Raw genomic sequence first — 19,109 nt, 5'->3', positions numbered from 1 at the left:
TAAACACCTCCTAGATTTGGAAAAGTAGTGCCCTTTGCCCGCCACCAAGCAGCCTGGCACCGTGGAAAAACTTAGGCCTGCCATACACAGTAACCAGATTCGTATTGTGGTAATAACGTCCATAATCCGTATTGGGATAATCCTGATCCACAACATGAAACACGTAATACTTGCCATCATTGCCAAGGTCGAGTATCGATCCGTCCGGGTGCTGAGTACTATTTTTGAAAACAATGGACCGCATGCCTTTGAATTCACCCCGCGCACCTTCTAATGGATGGTAGACCATGAACGGAGTGACATAGTACCTTGAGCCAACACCCGGAGAAGGAATGGATTCCGTTCCAAAGTTGTATAGCGCATATTCTGTTCCATTCCGGGAAGTCATTACGACACCCCTTGGTGTATCATATTGATCTACTGTGTTGTTATCCGAAGTATTGAAAGGCATATGAGGGAATATACCATAGAACTTATTGGCGATCGCCGGATCCTCTTGTTCCAGCGACTGACATTTGCCTAGAAATATCCGTACTGGGTAAGCTCGTTCCGGGTAGTTCAGACTCTCACCGTGGATGAACAAGATATCTTCGTTCGTAATCACAGACCATTTATAGTTCACATTATACTGTCCGTTATGACACAAAAAGGGAGTTTCCAACATGAATTTATCTGTATCTACTGGCGGATTTACGAATAGATCTGGCGATGCTACATTGCTTCCAAGGTTCTTCAGTCCCCAACGAATATTGACTCCTCTGGCGTGCGCCCATACACACATCGTAAAACGCATGGATGAATTTTTTTTATTGGTAAGTAGCGCATTTCCCCAGTTGGCATAGGTCGTTTCAGCCGTATATATCGTATCCCAATAGGGATCCAGTGCATCTTTTAACGTGCTAACAAGTGTAGTAGCGAATAGACTCAGGGTGCTGGTAAATTCGTGTCTACGAATCATGGTCATGCGCTAAACCTCCTTTTCAATCTCGAACAACAGCACTCGCTGTCCGCCACCGAGAAGTAAAGGGGAATCGAAGAAGTATGGTTGGCCTGAGAAAAATCCACCTGCTGTAGAGGCCCAACCTTGATAAGTTGGTGGATTCTGCTGAGATAAGGTATGAAAGACATAATACCTTTCATCTCCGAGATCGAGAATCGAACCATCTGGATACATACTTGAATCTCTAAGAACTGCTGTCTTCACTCCATAAAACTCGCCTCTTACACCTTCTCTATCATGCCAAACATAAAATGGAGAAATAAAAAATCTTCCCCCTACTCCAGGTGACGGAACTTGAGAACTTGTAGCAAAATGGTATAAAGAGTTAGGCTTACCATTTCGTGAAGAACGCACATAACCTCGTCCTGCCCTATACATGAGCTCATCATCATCATTATTCAGGCCGAGAGGATAGTGACTAAAAACTCCAACAAAGTCATTTGCAATAAGTGGATCTTCATTCTCAAGAGCCATCAATCTTCCCATGTATAGTCTTACTGGATATGCCTGATTTCCTGATTGAGGTTCTCCATAGAGGAAAATATACTGCTCCGTGATGAACAAATTCCACTTATAATAAGTGTTAACTGCATTATGACTACGAGTTCCTCCATCTAGAATACAAGTATTCAAAGGTATCTCTGTCATGTGACCAACATCTGTGTATAAGTCTGGCTTGATTTCAGTCCCATTGTTTCGTAAACCTACTCGCCAAACATAACTTCTGCTGTAATCTACATAATCGTAATTCGTATAGAAACGCGAGAAATTCATGCTAATTGTAAAGAACATACTTGGGTCTTTTACATTCTTCGCGGTAATTGTCCCTGATTAGTAGAAGTCCGCCCCGTAGAATTCCAACTTTTAGGTACGGCATACTCATTATTGTTATAATATGACCACTCCCAATGAATATCTCCATATAAATCTTGAGTTACGGTCTTGTGTAGTTCAGAAATAAAGTTATTACAGTAAGAATAGAATTCATATCTTCGTAATGGTCCGAGTAATATATTTTCAGCCATGATTTCCCCCCTTAACTACCGAATCGAATACTCATTTCTCGAAGGATGCTTTCTTTAATAACAGTTAGAAGAAGAGTTTTAACCATCGTGCTTCTTTCTTGAATAAATAAAAATTCTCTACTTTCTGGTGTGTGCTCTTCATTATTCTTATTTGAATTCAAATCTGAAATTTCAACCAATCCTTTAAGCGAGGACAAAAACTTATGTGCCACATTATCAAACAGAATATGGCTTTCAAAAGCGAAAATCAGTACTTCAATTTCCTCTGTATTGAACGGCTCCGAATTATTGCCCACTAACTTATCCATAATGGTATGGAGTGCAAATTTGACATCCTGTACAGTCCTCGTCACTTCAAATCACAACCTTTCTGATTTTTACTTGTTTGATATTACCGATAGCGTCATATTCAAATGCTTTATGAACTCCCGGCCGTCATAAATCAAGGTTTCGGTCTTAACCGTACCGTCCGTATTGTAGGTAAAAGATGTTCTTTTCAAAAGATGCGGAGTTGCGTTCACAGAGTACACTTCTTCGGACTCGATGTCACCATTTGAATAATAGTTATATACGATGTCTAGCTCCTGCGCAGATCCTTCGAGAAAATCAATTCTTCTGCGGATGTCCGTATCATCGAAGGTATCTCCCCCTTGAAGCACGTAATACTCAGCTCCATTGTTAATTTCCCTCAGGACCTTACCTGTAAGATCACGCTGATACTCAATAGACTTGATCTGTCCGTTACTTTCAGTAATCTCTTGTCGTTCCAGGTTTCCATCCATGCTATAGAAGTACTCAATAGTACGATTAATTCCTCCATTAACCTTTTCTATATGTACTTTTCCATCGGTATAGTAGGTATAGTCCGTTACCGAAGTTGTGTTAATAACAGACCCACGGCCAATGACAGTTACTCTGGCTTCCTTGGGCACATCAAATCTAAACCGAATAAGCGTATCACTATATTCAATGTAATCGTCTCCTACATCCATACGTATTCCGTCCAGAAATACCTCTGCGGAATTCGAACCAATCACGTATCGTGGTACCTGAAAATCCCTGGTAATCGACAATCTGCTGTTAGGAGACGATGTGAAGTGAAATACCGATTGATGTTCCATGGTACCTCGGCTTTCAGCTAACTCCAGTCGGCTCTGCATGTTGTCGAGTCTGTCTTTGAGAGCATCATAGACGACTCCATTTTTATCTTCCCGTGAAACAACAACCTCATTTGAAGTGGTTTCCAATTCGGTCTGCATGGCTTTGATCGTTGCATCATGTGTAACGATTTTTGTGGTATGCTTGCCAACAGTTGTTTCCAGATCAGATACACGTTCTCCTAGTGCAGACATGTCATTTTCGATAGAGCCCTTGGTTAGGAAATATCTAAAATCCATAGCCGTGAGTGAAGTCGTTGGTGATACCCCGACATCAAGTCCACCAATAATTATGGCATCTTGTGGCTCCTCTTTTTCAAACTATAGGAGTACCTGCCGTCCTCATGCAGAAAAATATAATAAGATGTATTTGCCGTGATGTCCGGAATGCTGAATGTTTGGGAAAATTGATCCACAATAACCTTGTTGATACTTGCTCTACCGGCATTAATCGTAACTTGAACACTGTTATACATACTCAGATATGTTGGATTCGTAATACCGAGATCCTGAATGGGCTGCTTTGATACAACCTCAACGGCTTTCTCCAACGTATCAAACCGGTGATCTATGGACGACTCTGCTCCACGCGCTTCCTTAATTTCTATCTCTGCCAAACTTAATCTTTTCTCATGATCATCCTGATTCTTCGAAAGGACGTTGACATCTGCTCTTACCGTCAGAATGTCCTTCTGAACATCATCAAGTCGCGAGATGTTCGAAGTAACTGTAGTCTCCACATCGCCTAGTCTCTGCTCATGATCATTTACCTTATCCCGGCTAACATTTGCAGATTCTTCTACTAGGGTAATTCGATCACCCAGACTAACCTCAGAACCTCTGGCGTCATCCAATTCTGCAAGACAGGAATCAATCTCAGTATGCGTTCTAACCCCGATATCACTTAGTTCCTTATGACTTCTGGCGGACGATGTATGAGACTGGTTAATTCTTACTGACATTTGACCACCTCCATTCTTGCCTTACATAATCTATACGTAATGGTTTCAACAAAATTAAGCTAGATGTATGTCGAATACATTTGCAGAGAAAATTTAACTTGGGAGGCATATCTGTCTTGTGATTCTTCCCTCTCCATTCGCAGCCAAAATGGATAGGAGGCTCCCGGCGAAATACTAAAGGCCGTGATTGAGTAACTGAAAGCACCTGGGATACCTCCAACGTCAGGAGCAATTTGTACTTTTTCCGTGCCTGTTGTGAGCGCAAAGGTTACATCTCTAAATTCTCCTGACATCATGGGATTTTTGGCGAACATTCGAACTTCTTGAGTTGCAGAACCACCTGCTGTTAAATAACCAAGGAAACGATCCGTATTGGGATAAAGGAGCACATCGAAATCTTCTCCTGTTTCAGGATTTGACTCTTTATAATATAAATCTGGAGTAACCTCGAAATACATTTGGTCACCTCTAAAGAGCTTTATGGAATCCATGGCCTGAAAACGATTGCCATCGGGAAGCTTAACCCCGAAATTCCCCTCAAACGGATACGAATATTGCCCCATATCAAAATGTACAACCGTTTCTTCGGACCGACATACTCTTGATTCGAGCACAATGCCATTCTTGTCAATCAGATCAACCACAGTTCCTTTGGTCAAATTATCTACGGCAACAGACGTCCCTTTGTTGATTCGAATATACTGAACTTGCATTGGATGATCTCCATCCCCTTTTAAATAGAGACCAATCTTGGGCGCTCCCGCCAATTCAACTGAACCTATAATGTTCCACAGCAGGCCATCATCTGACCAATATGCCGTATAATAGTTGTAGTCCCGTACTAACCGAATCCATGGATAAGTTTTCAACAAAGGTGTTGGTAAAGTCATATCCAGAAACTCTTCAATCTCCATGAAATTATGCTCGTCCACAAAAACGATAACGCCTCCGTAACACCCCTCCGTATCAGGATTGTAGCTGTTCCTCACATCCATCACAAATTGCTTGATATCCGTTAAAGGTTTGTAGAACATGTACAGTGGATCGGAGCCATGTTTCAGCACTAAGCTACCTCTACCCGCGTCATAGCGGGCAGGGTCGTTAGGCAGCACTTCCCATTTGAAATCAAGGCTGGAGTTGGAATTTGCAAAGTCTTCCTCGTAAATCCTGCCCGACTCTTTCAATCTTGCAACACCCATAAAGATCCTCCTTTCATTACGTGAATAGCCAGATACGTTTACCGATCACACACATCTTGGGCCTTGCTTTCCAAACTTCCAGCAAGCACTTGATGAGTGCTTCTACACACTGGTCTCCACCTCCGCCTTCGCAGTAAGGAATGACATAGACGTCATCACAGATCCAGTTGGTCAGTTCCATCCAGTCCAAATTCGCGTATTCATAACTCCGCGTGCCAGCTTCCTGTAGTGAGGTGAATACCCATTTGAATTCATGTTTACCTTTAGGAACCGGATGTGAGAAGGTATAGTAACCACCCTCTTTGGTAAATGTTTTGATTAACTCTCCGTCTATGAAAAAATCCAGCTGACAATCAAATGGCTCAGGTACCCATACCCATCTTTCATAGGCTTTGAAGTCATGCACCCGGAAGGTGGTCATATATCGCTTTCCTGTCCAGTCGCTGATCTGCCCCTTCTGATCTGTGGTAATCTCCACTTTATACTTACTATAGGGTTTGGGAGCCAGGTCATTCAGATTAAAGCCACGGAAACCATTGCCGTAATACTTTTCATCTAGAAGTACCTTTCCATCTTCTCTAGTAATTTTCACTTGCATATTACTGTTATCACAGCCGCCCATCCAGATCGGTTTGTTGTCCCATACTTCAAAGTGGGTCACTTCTGCCCATGATGGATCAAGTTTATCAATATCATCTAAATGCAACGAACCACCCCAAATCATTGCACCGTCTCCTGCGCATCCCTGCTCGAATTTAACACGAACTTCATATTTCTTTTTCTTATCTGATGTATTTTCGACTTCAATAGATATGATTTGGTCCTCTTCTTTCGTCACGTACTGTGGTGGAAGTAGTAGTTGACCGTCCTCGAAAGTTTCAATGACAATTCTTGTGCCTGGACAGGCTCTGCTCGTATTTTTGTATAACCGAATGACGTCAAGCCAAGCGTGGCTCCCACCATCCGGAGCAGTTGTACCTGGCCCAGGTGGATTCCACGAGTCTTCTCCCGGGTGAGGGGACTCTCCTTCTCGATACAATAGTCCCTGAGCATCTTTACAGTAAGCATTCCAGGTTTCTTTGAAGCGCCCTCCGCTGAGAGTGAATCCACCAGCATCTAGACCACTTCCCCAAAACCGCCGGCAGCTCTGTGCAAGCTATATTTAACTGTGTAGGCCCTGCCAGGCTGCGTATAATTAGAAAAATCCATAGGGTATGTTGTAACTTGGCCATTGCTTGCAGGATACTGATATGAATACATCGATGCTCCTGTAGCTCTATCTATTAAATCAACCAAAACATACGTATCACTATCTTTTCTGTTAGGATAAACCAGTTCCCACCCATTTATCCCAGTAGAGTCTTTGGTTTTTATAGATAAATTTTTTATTGATGCATGATATAAAATACCACTTGAATCTTGATCAGAATCCTCCTTCGTATCCGTGATACCAAAACAAATATAGTAATAACCTGCTTTCAAATCTGTAATGGTTTCCGTAAAATTAGCCGCTATATTCCATTCAACGGGAGTAATATATTTATAATTTACTTTTCCGTTTTTGGCACCTCTGTTGTCAGATTCATCTAATAGCATTGTACGTTTAGAGCCCTTTTCAGGATAAAAATATACCCTGAATCTTGCTTTTGGTTGTATTCCATCTTTGAGATAACAGATATATCTAAAATTTATTTGAAACTCGCCATCGCAGTATATCCTTTTGTATATCATCTTGGTATGAGGACTATCAAATTCGGTTTGAGGAGTCCCTGGTTTTAAATTTTTCACATTTAAACTATAATAATTACTTTCTTTATTTTGATAGATCACACCGTCCCCAGCATAATACGGAATCTGCATACTTGAAGTTTTGATGGGTCGCAAACCCGACGTATTTAAATTTTGGACTGGATAAACTTTAAGCGTCTCAACATAATCAATTTTACCAATGTGAGGAGCATAAAAGTCACGTGTAATGAACTTCCCTTCATCCAAAAGTCTATGACTACCGTCATAGGTTGCTCCTTCATTTTTCCATCCCCACCAACTCGTTTGGTCAGACCGTCCTGAATAAGAACTTTGTCCATACTGAATTTCATGATTTTTCATTCCACTAGGAAAACATACTTCTCCAAACGGGCTTTGGGTTGGCTGATTGGACTGACCATTACCGTTGCCACCGACAGTTCCGCTTCCTGATCCCCCTGTGTTACCATCGCCAGGCACATACGACTTCCCATCTCTATATATCCAACGGAAACGATGGCTGCCTGGGGGCAAAGGATACATGCAGTTTGTTCCATCGTCTCCATTCGATTGATTTCCTGTCCAGACGGAAATGCCATCTACCTGAAGCTCCAATTTTTCTCCAGGATCAAAATCGCCACCATATTGCCAGAATATGTAACCCGGCTTATCCAGTTGCGCATCAAGTTCGCAGATGAATTCCTGATCATGTCCCTGCGCCCACATCACTCCATCACCATGAATCAATTCTTTCCAATCCCAGCTTCCTATAAATCTTAATCTTGAATCAATCTTATCTTCATCATTGAACAATTCATCAAACACCATTTCATCTCTATTTGCACCCGTTTTTGGATTATAATTGTAATCCATCGCGGGATAAATACGCATATGCTCTTTAATATTTAATTTGGCACCAGGATTTAGCTCTGCACTGTATGTAATGGTATCACCGCTTGTTTGTGTAGACGCTCCAGCATCAGTTACATCCCATCCACGTGTCACATCAACATATGAACCTAGAGGAGATGTTGTCCGGTATGTATTGCCCGTGTTATTACCATAAGTAAACAACTTGTCCAACTTATATTTAAAGGGTTCTTCCGTTAAACTATCTCTGATTCGAAATTGGATTACGTTGTTTCCAGCTTGCAGAGGAATACGTACTTGTTCGCCGTTACCATTCATCGTTGTATAATGAACGGACATACCATTTACAGCTACCTCAAACGCTTCAGTAGGCCGTAACTGGTGCTTATAACTGAATATGAACCACCCCTCATCCTGTAAAGGTACCGAGGTCTGAGCAATCATATCCCCTTCCTTTGGCTCTTCCAGACGCAATACTTCTCCTTGATCAATCCAACTGGGACTTCCCGACATGTACCATTCATATTTCCCTATCCCTTGTCCACGATGAAATGGTTCCCAATGATCAATTTCTCTCGGAGGACACGTGACCTCAACTGTACCTCTCAAGTCCACGGTCGTATCAGGCCCCGCAACGATTTCATACTCTATTTTGGCCTGATTGGCCTCCGTTTCTGAATAGTCCCCATTCAGTATCCATTCCACACCATGCACTGAGCGAGCATAGCTACCATGATCTCCATCTCCACGCTGGGTCCGCTGAACGAATTCGTCGTCAAAAAACAACTGATAATCATGATCCGGATACGGCTCTTCATCTACACCCATTTTGTAAGCAAATGAAACCGTACCATCACATTCATTGTCCAGGTCCATTGTCATGGATTTCTTACGCAAATCATCCATAATGAACTGCCCTTTAAAATGTGCCTGTGCCACACTTTGTGGTGATCTTACAACCCAGTTTCCATACTCATATACATGCTCCCCATCCAGATCGTAATCCTTCGGCGCAGGCGGCTTGCGTGTATCCACAATCTCAACAACTTCAACATCCTTGATATAGATGCCATTGTTCTGCCATACTTCTGGGCGCATTTTACGGATCAGCCAATCAAACTTATACATCTGTCCTGGCTGCAGCGTAAACGCTGCTTCCTGCCAACCGCTATTCTCGCTCCATTCGCCTCCGACTTGCTGCCCGTTGATATAGAACAGCATGCCATTACCGCGCTTGGAACTAGCCAAGTACTTGAACCTGATCTGTCCATAACGCTTCACACGCCAGTTAAATGTAATTTTGGAGGAGTTTCCAATTTCCAGAAGCCCTAGATCGAGCTTCAATATCATTTCGGAACCGAATTGTTCATTTTTACCTACCGAGTGAACAGTCACCCATTCCTGATCCTCCGTCGATGAGACATATCTAAAGAAATCAGGAAATTTATTTGAGAAGGGTACATCCTTTTTCATCGAAAAGAGCGGTATCTCATATACGGTAGCATCAAAATGATTGAAGTAATTTCCACTAAAATGATGGTAATAGGGTGCCGGACAGACTGGCAATGACACACCATGATGGCTTCCTCCAGGCTTCTGTGCATTTTCAAGAATCTTGTGAATACAATCTTTAATCATTTGCAGTACCCGCTGATATTGTGTTTTGTCTGGGGGCTGCTGTTGTTCCACCCACCATTCAATCCTGCGGTATATATTCCATAACGCTTCACGACATCGCACACTCGCATACCATGACTTATCTCTCAGGTATTGCTCAATGATTTGATCAATACTGTTCTCCAGTGCATCCAATTGAACCGTCTGCCATCGTCCGATTTGACCGTAACCTGGATCACCCAAAATAGGGTTATTTTCTTCACCATGCCGATCGGTTTCGCTCCTTGGTGCATTGGGACTCTGCGGTAAATACGCAGGGTTATTAGGGTTGTCGTAACTTTCGTCCGCAATCTTCGCCCTCATATTCGCGAACAATACACCTTTCTGTGACTTGGAGAACAAACCAAATGTATGACCCATACCAATCACCTCCCAATCTCTCTATACGACAAAAAGAGCACCGAGTTAATCGGTGCCCGTAAGATCATATTGTAATTTCGAGTCCGTGTAGATCTGGAGCTTGTTTTCCATGACTGATACGGACAATGTATACCATTTATTCTTCTCCCACTTAAACGGTTGCATCGGAGAACCTACTGCAGTTGGATTGCCAGCAACGATTTTATATAACTGCATCGGTGTCCTCATATCCAGGCTGTTATCACTGTCTCCTCCGTGAACCATAAACATCCAATAATTATTTTCATCAAAGTATTTGAATATAATTCCTGCACCGTCACCATCCGTGTCCGTATCAACCTTGAAGTCAACGGAGAACTTGTAGGTCTCTGCCAGAAAATTATTACGATACCATCCACTGATGTCCTTCGTATCTTCTTTGGAATAAAACTTTCCAATCAATCGGTCCCGATCCCAATCACCCTTACCGAATTTGTTCCAGTCATCAGACTGGGATAGCTCCAAAGCATCCATATCCTTGGAGTAAGGATAGTATACATTGAACGGATCATTCGGATCGTAGTCCTCTGGTACGCCCAAGCCTCCCTCCCAATCTTCAGGATCCATCCCTCGATCCAGTAAATCATCTGAGTAATCGAATATAAGTCCCTGTGCCATCGTATCCATCATCGGTATGTAAGCATCAGTGGATTCACGATGCCCCACTGGATGATCAGTCAGTGTGAAGCTATCTCGCGGTTCCATCTTGGCTTCATGATAAATCTCCATGAGATGAGCTGTTCTCTCAGGAAGAAACGCGTGTAGCTGTTCCAAATATTCTGCTCTTTTCTCAGGCCTTTCAGCGAAAATAAAACCTGTGATGACTTGAGAACAGCGTTCTTCAAATGAAGCCATGAGCCGATCAGGATCCTCAATTTCAGATAGTCTGGCATTGGCTATTCCTGTCGGTAACTCTCTCTCTATGCTAGTTTCACGTTCCTCAGTTATCCCTTCAAAATCATTCTTACTGAGATAACCTGGGTCTATTAACTTGCTGCCAAAAGTCTCGCCATCATTAACAATGCAACTTGTGTATGGAAGACTATTTCCGTAACTTAACTCCTCACCTGAGAAAGCAAACCTCTGTAGTGTGGTCCCATATATCCCATCGAAATGGTCACCGTCTCGCTCACCCGCAACGCCACTTTCCATTTCATGTGAATGACCATATCGATCTATTTTCCCCGCTGCAAGTTGCTCCCAATCCAGAGTCGTGCTTCTTAACAAGTTCATTCCAGAATCCAATTGATGGTTATACGCGTCATAAGAACTTCTGGAGCTCATGAACGAGTCATCTTCAATATGAACGTCTCTCGTTTTAAGATAAGCATCTTCGCTTTGGATTAGGTCCAGCTGCTTATATTGGAATCCAACAAGTTCCATCTCCAAAATGGATTCTCTTAACTCCTTGTTTCCGTATAACATGTCCTGATCCAGCGATCCATTTCGCAGTTTCATTACATCATCGACCGTCTCATGGGTATGTGCCCATCGTTCACCTTTCCTCCCGAAAAGGTTGTCATGCTGGAATGCTGATCTACTATCTTTATTTAAATCAATAGTTTGGATCAAGTCAGCTTCTTTACCGTATTTCAAGCCGAGAAGCTGTGAATGAAGAAATGAATCTTTAACATTTTTCAATCCGAAAATATTTTCTTCCAAATGTCCATATTGAGGTTTGTCGGCCAACAGATCCTCTTCCATATTGCCATACTGAGGCTTATCTGCTGAGAGCACATTCTCAATCGCTCCATACTTCAGGTTTGTGCCGCCTACAATCTCAACCGGAACATCCCCGTATTTCAAATTCGTTCCGCCAACTATTTCTATAGGCATATCTCCATAGCTGAGGCCTGTGCCCCCACCGATTCCACTGGGACATCACCATACTTCAGATTTGTACCGCCCAGTGGCAATACAGGATCAAGGTAACCATATTTCGGTTTGTCCGCTACGAGTTGTTCTTCAAGATTAGCAATCTTTTCTATAACGCTCTCTGTTGTCTCATGAAGGTAAGCATCCTGAGTATTCTTGCAGGCAAAGACAACATCATTATCGAAATTTATAGTATCTCTATACAGATGAATGGAAAGAAGGGACTCCTCCATTAAGGCTATACGTGTACCCTTCGATCCTATAACCAAGGTATCTTCCAGTGTCGAATCCTTTTTACCCTTTATCGCTTCATAAATCAGTTCAATGAAGTCCGCATCCCTAATACCTTTGCCACCGTACACAGCCTCATCATCCAACTGGCTGAAGCGTAATTTAACCACTTCACTCTCAACCTCATGGACTGATGCATGTTTCATGATTCTTGTGGAATGGTTTTCTTCAAGCATGAAGGACAATCTGTTTATGTTATCCGAAATGATATCAACGCTCAATTGGCCCTCGCGTTTAATTGAATCAGCCAACAGAATATCGTCAAGGTCAGCAGTTTTCACTTCTGTAAATGCCAGAGACACCTCATTTTGCAGCATACCATAAAGATCTCCCCGGTTCCCTACAGGAGCGACGCTTTCCAAAGTCGATTCCCAAGTTTGGCGCATTCCTGCATTAAACTCAATATCCATCGCACTTTCCCTTGCCCACAAGGAACCGAATGTATTTCTAATCTCTGCTTCACCATCTCGAGATTTTGCGCTGCTTATGGAATAATCCTTGCTAAGAAAAGACGGTCTCCATATCAATGTAGCCAGAGAATAATCTATATCAATAGCTGCTTGGCGTAGTTCAATCCATCCAATAGAATAGCTCTCATTAAAATACAACTGTCTAATCTTGGCTGTACCTATGGAGTACTCTTCAGTAAATAGAGCTTCTCTTGTTGGAATTGTTCCCATAGCCTCATGTTCTTTCGAATATCCCTCACGAAGCACTGGTGTTCCAATGAGATTTTCAGTGTTTAAAAGCATCTGGCGCAAGTTCGTGCCACCCAGTGTGTATTCTTCATTGATGATTCCATAACGGTCGCGGGAAGCCCCACCCATATTGAATTCGGTATGAAGTACACTTTCACGATTTCCGCTGGAACCCATGACACCATGATCGAGAGTCGCTCCATCACGTTCAAATTTTGCTCCTGCCGTATACTCGGCAGAGGCTTGTCCTCTACGTTCAACCTTACTTCCCTGATACGCCGGATCGTCTGGATATAATCCCCCGCCTGGGATCAGGTAGCCTAATGGATCTTCAGCCTCAATAATAGCCGGCCTTGCATTAAAATCTGCCCCATAAATTACTTCCGTAATTTCGCCATGCAGATTCTCCTTCACTTTTACTCCCTCGAAATCGTCTGCCTCTAAAGTGGACCTACGTCTGTTCATTTCAGCCGATAGGGATTCATCTTCAAGTATTGTTTCACTCAAATTTTTCGATGCTTCTGCAAGTTCCTTCCCAATAACACCAATCTGAGATTTCTTCGAACCTTCGAAATTAAAGGATATAATACCTGACCTTGCTCCTTCTTTGTCAGCTGTCAAGATCCCACAGTCGATTAACGCATCTACCCGTTCCCTAACCCCAATCAGGAAGTTTTCGTCAAAGTAACTAGAAGCACGATCATCATTCACAGCCTCCATCATCATTTCCAGAATGACAGCAGGACTGTTCTGCAAGATCTCCCCAACGATGAATTCCTCGTCCAGATATCCAGGGTACGCTTTATTCCCCAACCAGCCTCCACCAACCAATTTGTCCAAGAGTTCGTCTCGAATCATCGTCGGCCGACCCATATCTCGAATAGACTGAAGAATGGCTTCCATATCCATCTTCTTACGATCTCGGTGCGATTCAAGTGGTTTATCTGTTAGATGCAATTGCTTCTGATTATCGTTCTTTCCAAACGTTTTTAAATTTTCGAACAGGGAAGGACGTATCACTTTTTTCTCAGCCAGATGTTCCTCAAACTCAGGTAACCATAAATCATGGGCCAGCGCTCTCTCTGCCGTTGTTAATTCTGTCGTATAACCATTAAAGGATTTTTTTCTGTCTGCACTTTCCTCAATGTTGGGAATAAAAAGTTTCCTTTGTTCTAATTTTGCAGTATGGAATCTTTCCTCGATATAGGTTTCGAGCTTACTCTGTCTTTCACCTAGAGAAAGATTACTAAGTAATTCAAGAGCCTCTACGAACACTCGTTTACCTATTGTACTTTCCCTTTCTACATACCCTGGAATTTTGCTGATTCGTCTGCTTTCTTGCAGATCTCTGAAAACGAAACCATACTCTGTACTTTCGCGGTAAGCCTGATCCGCATCACGATCAACAGTACTTTGCACCACATAAATCCGTCGAGCCTCAGGGCGTTCATATTCAATATACATGCTCTCCAGATAAACTCTCTGAGCAGTAGTCAGATCATTTATGATGTTCATATCTTCAGCATGACTTCGAACAGCCCATGGAAATTGCCTTTCCACATCGGTAATTGACTCTATATCCCTTTTGGCGAAAATAATGTCCGATTCTATAGTTGAAGGATGTTTGTTTATAATTCTTTGAGCTTGCATCGGATGCCAGAGAATATCACTTGGACGAAGTACTGGCTCATATCGATATCGATCACGGGTGCTTTGACCGAGATCATCTTGGAGATGAAGTCTCTTATCGACTTGGCGTACACCTCTTATATCCGTATGGAGAAATGTCGGGTATTGACGGTCCTTCAATTTGGCAAGCACATTCTCATGAGTCATCATCTCATACTCAATGTCGCGAGTAGCTTGATTCAATTGTGACAGGAATATACTCTCTTCAATGTCCCTGAACGCTTGAGCAATTTTCCCCGTGGTCATACCACTAAATGTAGTCTCTCGTATAGCACCACCCAGCGTTCGCATGAGAGCCAGCTGGGAAGTGTTATATACTCTTGTACCTTGAGGGCTCGTCCGATCAATATGCATATACTTTATTTCCTGAAATCGGCGTATAAAAGCTGTAGACATTTCTGAAAAAATAGATAACTGCTGGTCATTGTAGATCCTCGCCCCGATGATGGTAGCTTCCTCGGTAAATGTCTCCTTACCGCTCTCCCTTTGCCCAAGCAAGTCCTGATACAGAAGCTCTACATTTTGTCTGCTCACCTTCTGAGACTGAATACTTTCCCCGAGTACTGTAGTCCTAAGATTATCTTGGAGTGCTTCCAACAGAAAATTGTTCTCCGTTGATCGTCCGATATTCTTCTTCACTTCCTCGAAAACCTCTGCCACATCCATATCCGGTTTATCATTTCTGACGGAGTGCACTAATTGCTTAATCACCAATTCGGATTGACTGTCTTCCTCTGCGCTATCTGCATAGTCGGCAATCATCCCAAAATCACTGACCCTGAAACTGATTTTGCCGGGCTCCAGCTTGTCCAAATTCTTTACAAAGTTACGGGTAAGACCCAAATTCCGCACAATTTTCAGCTCTTTGTCGTTATCCACCCGCCAGCCTTCTGTCATATCTTCATCGACGGCTGATACTTTCTCATCATTTAGCCTATGACCTTCTTGCCGATGATCCATCTCCAAAGCTTCAATTAACGCAGATCTCTCCATCTCAAATGAAAAATCCATAATATTGCCTTGCTTAGTTGTCGAGCCCGTTCCTTCTGAAGAGCGAGGTAGAATGCCTTCTTTACCCTGTTTGGCATCACCCAGAACAATAAACCGTTCTTCTCCTTCAAGATCCTTGCGAATCGCTTCCACAAGTTGATGATTGAACCCGTGAGAAATCGATCTTGCCATATAGAAATCAAGCATCAGGACACTTGGATAACGGCTGTAAGGCATATATATAAATCGATAATCCTCAGGCCTGCTTCCTGTAGTTCCAACAGTGAACAGGTAGCCGTACTGAGTTGTCGTATAATCTATTACGGTAAAATCGTACTGGTTAACTACTTGACTCACGTCACTGCCCCCTTCCAATGAAAAAGGGAACCCCTGAGTGGAGTCTCAGAAAGTTCCCTCTCACTGAATCTATACGATTCAGCTTTCATTCAGTTCAACTTACAAGTAGCGTACTTCCTTCAGAATGGCCACGCCCATGCGTTGGTTGGCAGATAGATTCATAAAGTTCTGTGCTGTATCTGTATCGAAGTAACGATACACTTCTTGGTTCCAAGACTTACCTTCCACATCAATGATCAACTCATCGAGGTGAAGGATATTATGCTTCGTAACTGCGATGCAGTTATCGAATTGACCGCGGTAGCCCTCATAAGGGTGAACCACATAGATTGGAGACAAGTGATATTTGGAAGTCCATTTCGATGCCTGGAAGCCTTGTGGTTCCAGTTCCAGACCTGTATCCCCAATTCCGGATCAAGATACGCTTTACCTTTCGGTGGAGCTTGTGTAATAAAGGAAGGGTAATGCTGCTGGAATTCAATACCTGATTTAGTTTTCAACATCTGAAGTGTGTTGTTACCTGCAGAAGTATATTGACCATAATAGTATGTTCCTGTTTTGGCAATCTGAGAAATATCGGGTTCCTCAATCACGGCACCGGCTGTGAGCATCACGTTACCGTCTACATCATTCAGGTTGTATTTGAACGGTTTCAAGGCACCTGCATACAGGAAAGATTTTTTGTAATCAAGGAAGTTCACCGCAGGGTCTGCAACAAGAACCATCGCCAAGCGGTTGTTCATGACATTTACATACATATATACAGGTTTCTCTTTATTTCGATCCGTTGGTGTATAGTTTTCCAATGCCCATTGGTAAAGTACCGGATGACCTGTCAGCTTGAACGTAGGTCGGGTTGTAACCGGTAATGTAGTTGGCTCACTGCCCTCGAGTCCTTCAAGCAACTGTACAGTTAGAGTACTATGCTCTTCATAAGCCGGAACAGGTGCAACGACTCGTGGTACCAAAGCGTGATTGATGAAGCTAACATAGAATTTTTTGGTGATTGGAGTTGCTTGAGTACCGATCGTCATAACTCCACGAAGAATGAGTTCCTGAACGCGATCGTTGCTGTCCTTTTCCTCATAGAATACTTCCCACAAATTTTGTTCCTGGGTCTCACTCGCAGTTGACTCAAAAGGGAAGCTCTTAAAGCCCGTGACTTCCTCTTTCAGTTTTGTCAACAAGTCCTGGGAAGTGGTGATTGTCTCTACATATTTAAAGTTTGCCATTGTATAGTAGTCCTCCTTATTTTATCTCTTTCAAAAATGCAATGGTAATAACGTCTGGTGATGGTGAATGCTTGAAGAGGTTCAACGGGCTCTTGATACTGAAAAATTTATAAACTTCTGTCCATGTGCCCAGAGAAGGGTTAGACTTATCTTTCAAAATCTCTGTATCTACGATTAATTCATCACGATTAACCAGATTATGATCGTAAATCGCGACCACACCATCCATATATCCCCGATACCCCTCAGCCTGATGAACAAGGTAGATTGGACTGGCGTGATACTTTCCTGTCCAGAGGGACTTCTGGAAACCGTCCGTATCGACAACAAGTTTGGACAGCCCCGGAGGAAGCGTACCGACAGAAGGGTAATTCGGGAGATGCGAAATAAAGGCCGGGTAATAACGTTGGAACAGGACATTACTCCGTGTCTTCAACATGGACATGGAATCCATGCCATTTGAAGTGTACTCCCCATATTTGGCGTACAGATCCGGATTAAGGTCGGTTAAAATATCTTTTTTCGTATAACCTGTCATATCCGTCCGCAAATCACCCATACCAACCGTAACCCCGAAGTTCCCGCCATGGTCAAAGTCATTGAACGGAACAATTTTGCCTATGTATCCAAAACTTCGATAATAGCTGTGGATATTCGGTGAAGGATCACCTTCAAGAACAACGATAACCCGATCATTATTTACCGATAGCGTGTAGGCTACCAGGTAATCTGGTCTGCGTTTTTTGTTAGGCAGCCAAGACGTTGTAGAATCTCGCCCATGGAAAAAGCGAGCCGCCGGGCTGACAATTTCTGTTTTCCCGTCGTAGTCCAACTTCCACTTCGTGGATGGTGGGATGAAAGTTTTGACAATCGTATCAGTATTCCACATCTCATAGATTGCTTGTGCTTTGGCTTGATCTATTACTATAGGCGTTAAACCCGGTTTAACCGTAGCTGGATCACAAGCCCCTGTATATGTGGTCGACGAATCTCCACTTGCGTTAATACCCTCAAAGTCTTCGCCATAATAAATGTTAATGTAGTTCCAGTCATTCGTAGGTTGCTCAAACATAACGGAGTACTCTCGAACAGGAATTCCTGTGGGTACCGTTGGTGTACCTTTAACTACTACTCTTGAAGGCACATCATGGACCGGATCAGCAGTATAATAACGCTCAGTAAACGTATATTTGGATTTACTAGGCTCTACGAGACTGTTCTTTAACGTTGTCCACGGACTATAATAATCGTAATATCTCACATACTCCCACTGATAAGCCGTCTTCAGAGCATAGTTCCAGTCATCTGGAAGTTCCGTAACCAGTTCGAATTCATTCCAGTCATCCAAATAAACTACCTCACCGGTACTAAGAGTCTGTCTCTGCTTTACAATATACGCAGAAACACCATCAGGTTTAGTAAGATCTGTAACCAAAATTGCAAGCTGATTAGGAACATCTACAAAAATAGTATCTCCCATCTTATCAGTATAAGAAAACTGAACGACCTGAATCTTTCTTCCCGTCTTGTAGTTACCATAATCCTTATCTCTTACTTTAGGAACTTCGCTGCCCTCTACGACTGGATCCCAATAAATTGACCTTACTTCATAGAGAAATCCATCTTTTTCAACAGCAGGTGTTCCATTCTTGAATTTAAGTTTACTGTAGTCAGGAATTTTAACCACGTCATACAAGTTACCATCCGTATGAAGGTACTTCCCTTGAATGTTAGGACGAGTCTTTGGGGTGTATGTTACCCAATAATCTTGTTCAGCCTCATAGACTTTTTCCCAACGATTTGCGTCAATCCCGCCTTCTGCTCTGGGAATGTCAGCACTCACAATCTCATCGGCCAACGTGTTGATCAGATTTTGTGCTTCCGACTCTCCGTCAATATAGGCGGCAAAGTTCGTCTGCGGTTTTTGCAGTGCCATCGTCAC

At 42.8% G+C, this 19,109-nt stretch carries 13 protein-coding genes; all 13 read right to left on the bottom strand.

Going from position 1 to position 19,109, the window contains the following annotated elements:
• Positions 1-10: 10 nt before the first annotated feature.
• Complete coding sequence (locus ACTWJ7_RS14580; RefSeq protein WP_094936917.1) at positions 11-964, bottom strand: hypothetical protein; 954 nt, start codon at positions 962-964, stop codon at positions 11-13.
• Between the two features lie 3 nt (positions 965-967).
• Complete coding sequence (locus ACTWJ7_RS14575) at positions 968-1,792, bottom strand: hypothetical protein (protein WP_443145575.1); 825 nt, start codon at positions 1,790-1,792, stop codon at positions 968-970.
• A 244-nt stretch (positions 1,793-2,036) separates the two neighbouring features.
• Positions 2,037-2,378: a hypothetical protein gene (locus tag ACTWJ7_RS14570; RefSeq protein WP_094936919.1), complete on the bottom strand. Its 342-nt coding sequence runs from the start codon at positions 2,376-2,378 to the stop codon at positions 2,037-2,039.
• A 24-nt stretch (positions 2,379-2,402) separates the two neighbouring features.
• Positions 2,403-3,377, bottom strand: coding sequence for a hypothetical protein (locus tag ACTWJ7_RS14565; RefSeq protein ID WP_443145574.1), 975 nt, complete (start codon positions 3,375-3,377; stop codon positions 2,403-2,405).
• Positions 3,378-3,472: 95 nt separating this feature from the next.
• Positions 3,473-4,144, bottom strand: a complete 672-nt coding sequence (locus ACTWJ7_RS14560; protein WP_443145573.1) for a hypothetical protein — start codon at positions 4,142-4,144, stop codon at positions 3,473-3,475.
• A 59-nt stretch (positions 4,145-4,203) separates the two neighbouring features.
• Positions 4,204-5,343 carry a hypothetical protein gene (locus ACTWJ7_RS14555; protein WP_301877642.1) on the bottom strand — a complete coding sequence of 380 codons (1,140 nt, stop codon included), beginning with the start codon at positions 5,341-5,343 and terminating at the stop codon, positions 4,204-4,206.
• A gap of 16 nt (positions 5,344-5,359) precedes the next feature.
• Entirely contained in the window at positions 5,360-6,382 is a 1,023-nt protein-coding gene (locus ACTWJ7_RS14550; RefSeq protein WP_443145572.1) for a hypothetical protein, read from the bottom strand.
• Between the two features lie 77 nt (positions 6,383-6,459).
• Positions 6,460-9,771: a hypothetical protein gene (locus ACTWJ7_RS14545; RefSeq protein WP_443145571.1), complete on the bottom strand. Its 3,312-nt coding sequence runs from the start codon at positions 9,769-9,771 to the stop codon at positions 6,460-6,462.
• 270 nt (positions 9,772-10,041) lie between these two features.
• Positions 10,042-11,871, bottom strand: a complete 1,830-nt coding sequence (locus ACTWJ7_RS14540; RefSeq protein WP_443145570.1) for a hypothetical protein — start codon at positions 11,869-11,871, stop codon at positions 10,042-10,044.
• Complete coding sequence (locus ACTWJ7_RS14535; RefSeq protein ID WP_443145569.1) at positions 11,862-15,935, bottom strand: hypothetical protein; 4,074 nt, start codon at positions 15,933-15,935, stop codon at positions 11,862-11,864. Before ACTWJ7_RS14535 ends, ACTWJ7_RS14540 begins: the two co-directional genes overlap by 10 nt.
• Positions 15,936-16,034: 99 nt before the next feature.
• The gene (locus tag ACTWJ7_RS14530; protein WP_443145568.1) at positions 16,035-16,163 is read right to left on the bottom strand and encodes a hypothetical protein; all 129 of its coding nucleotides are present in this window, start codon (positions 16,161-16,163) and stop codon (positions 16,035-16,037) included.
• Positions 16,164-16,171: 8 nt separating this feature from the next.
• Complete coding sequence (locus ACTWJ7_RS14525; protein WP_443145567.1) at positions 16,172-17,167, bottom strand: hypothetical protein; 996 nt, start codon at positions 17,165-17,167, stop codon at positions 16,172-16,174.
• A 16-nt stretch (positions 17,168-17,183) separates the two neighbouring features.
• A complete protein-coding gene (locus ACTWJ7_RS14520; RefSeq protein ID WP_094936925.1) occupies positions 17,184-19,103 on the bottom strand; it encodes a hypothetical protein in 1,920 nt (639 codons plus the stop codon).
• Positions 19,104-19,109 lie beyond the last annotated feature (6 nt).

The sequence above is a fragment of the Paenibacillus sp. 1A_MP2 genome (assembly GCF_052244825.1).
Lineage (GTDB): Bacteria > Bacillota > Bacilli > Paenibacillales > Paenibacillaceae > Paenibacillus > Paenibacillus vandeheii.
Note: the sequence above shows the minus strand (reverse complement) of the source record. Positions and strands in the feature narration are given on the sequence as shown.

Bases quoted from the DNA above. Each gene is read 5' to 3' on its own strand.
- ACTWJ7_RS14580 (WP_094936917.1), bottom strand. From the start codon at position 964: ATGACCATGATTCGTAGACACGAATTTACCAGCACCCTGAGTCTATTC.
- ACTWJ7_RS14575 (WP_443145575.1), bottom strand. From the start codon at position 1,792: ATGTTCTTTACAATTAGCATGAATTTCTCGCGTTTCTATACGAATTAC.
- ACTWJ7_RS14565 (WP_443145574.1), bottom strand. From the start codon at position 3,377: ATGTCTGCACTAGGAGAACGTGTATCTGATCTGGAAACAACTGTTGGC.
- ACTWJ7_RS14560 (WP_443145573.1), bottom strand. From the start codon at position 4,144: ATGTCAGTAAGAATTAACCAGTCTCATACATCGTCCGCCAGAAGTCAT.
- ACTWJ7_RS14555 (WP_301877642.1), bottom strand. From the start codon at position 5,343: ATGGGTGTTGCAAGATTGAAAGAGTCGGGCAGGATTTACGAGGAAGAC.
- ACTWJ7_RS14540 (WP_443145570.1), bottom strand. From the start codon at position 11,871: ATGCCTATAGAAATAGTTGGCGGAACGAATTTGAAATACGGGGATGTT.
- ACTWJ7_RS14525 (WP_443145567.1), bottom strand. From the start codon at position 17,167: ATGGCAAACTTTAAATATGTAGAGACAATCACCACTTCCCAGGACTTG.
- ACTWJ7_RS14520 (WP_094936925.1), bottom strand. From the start codon at position 19,103: ATGGCACTGCAAAAACCGCAGACGAACTTTGCCGCCTATATTGACGGA.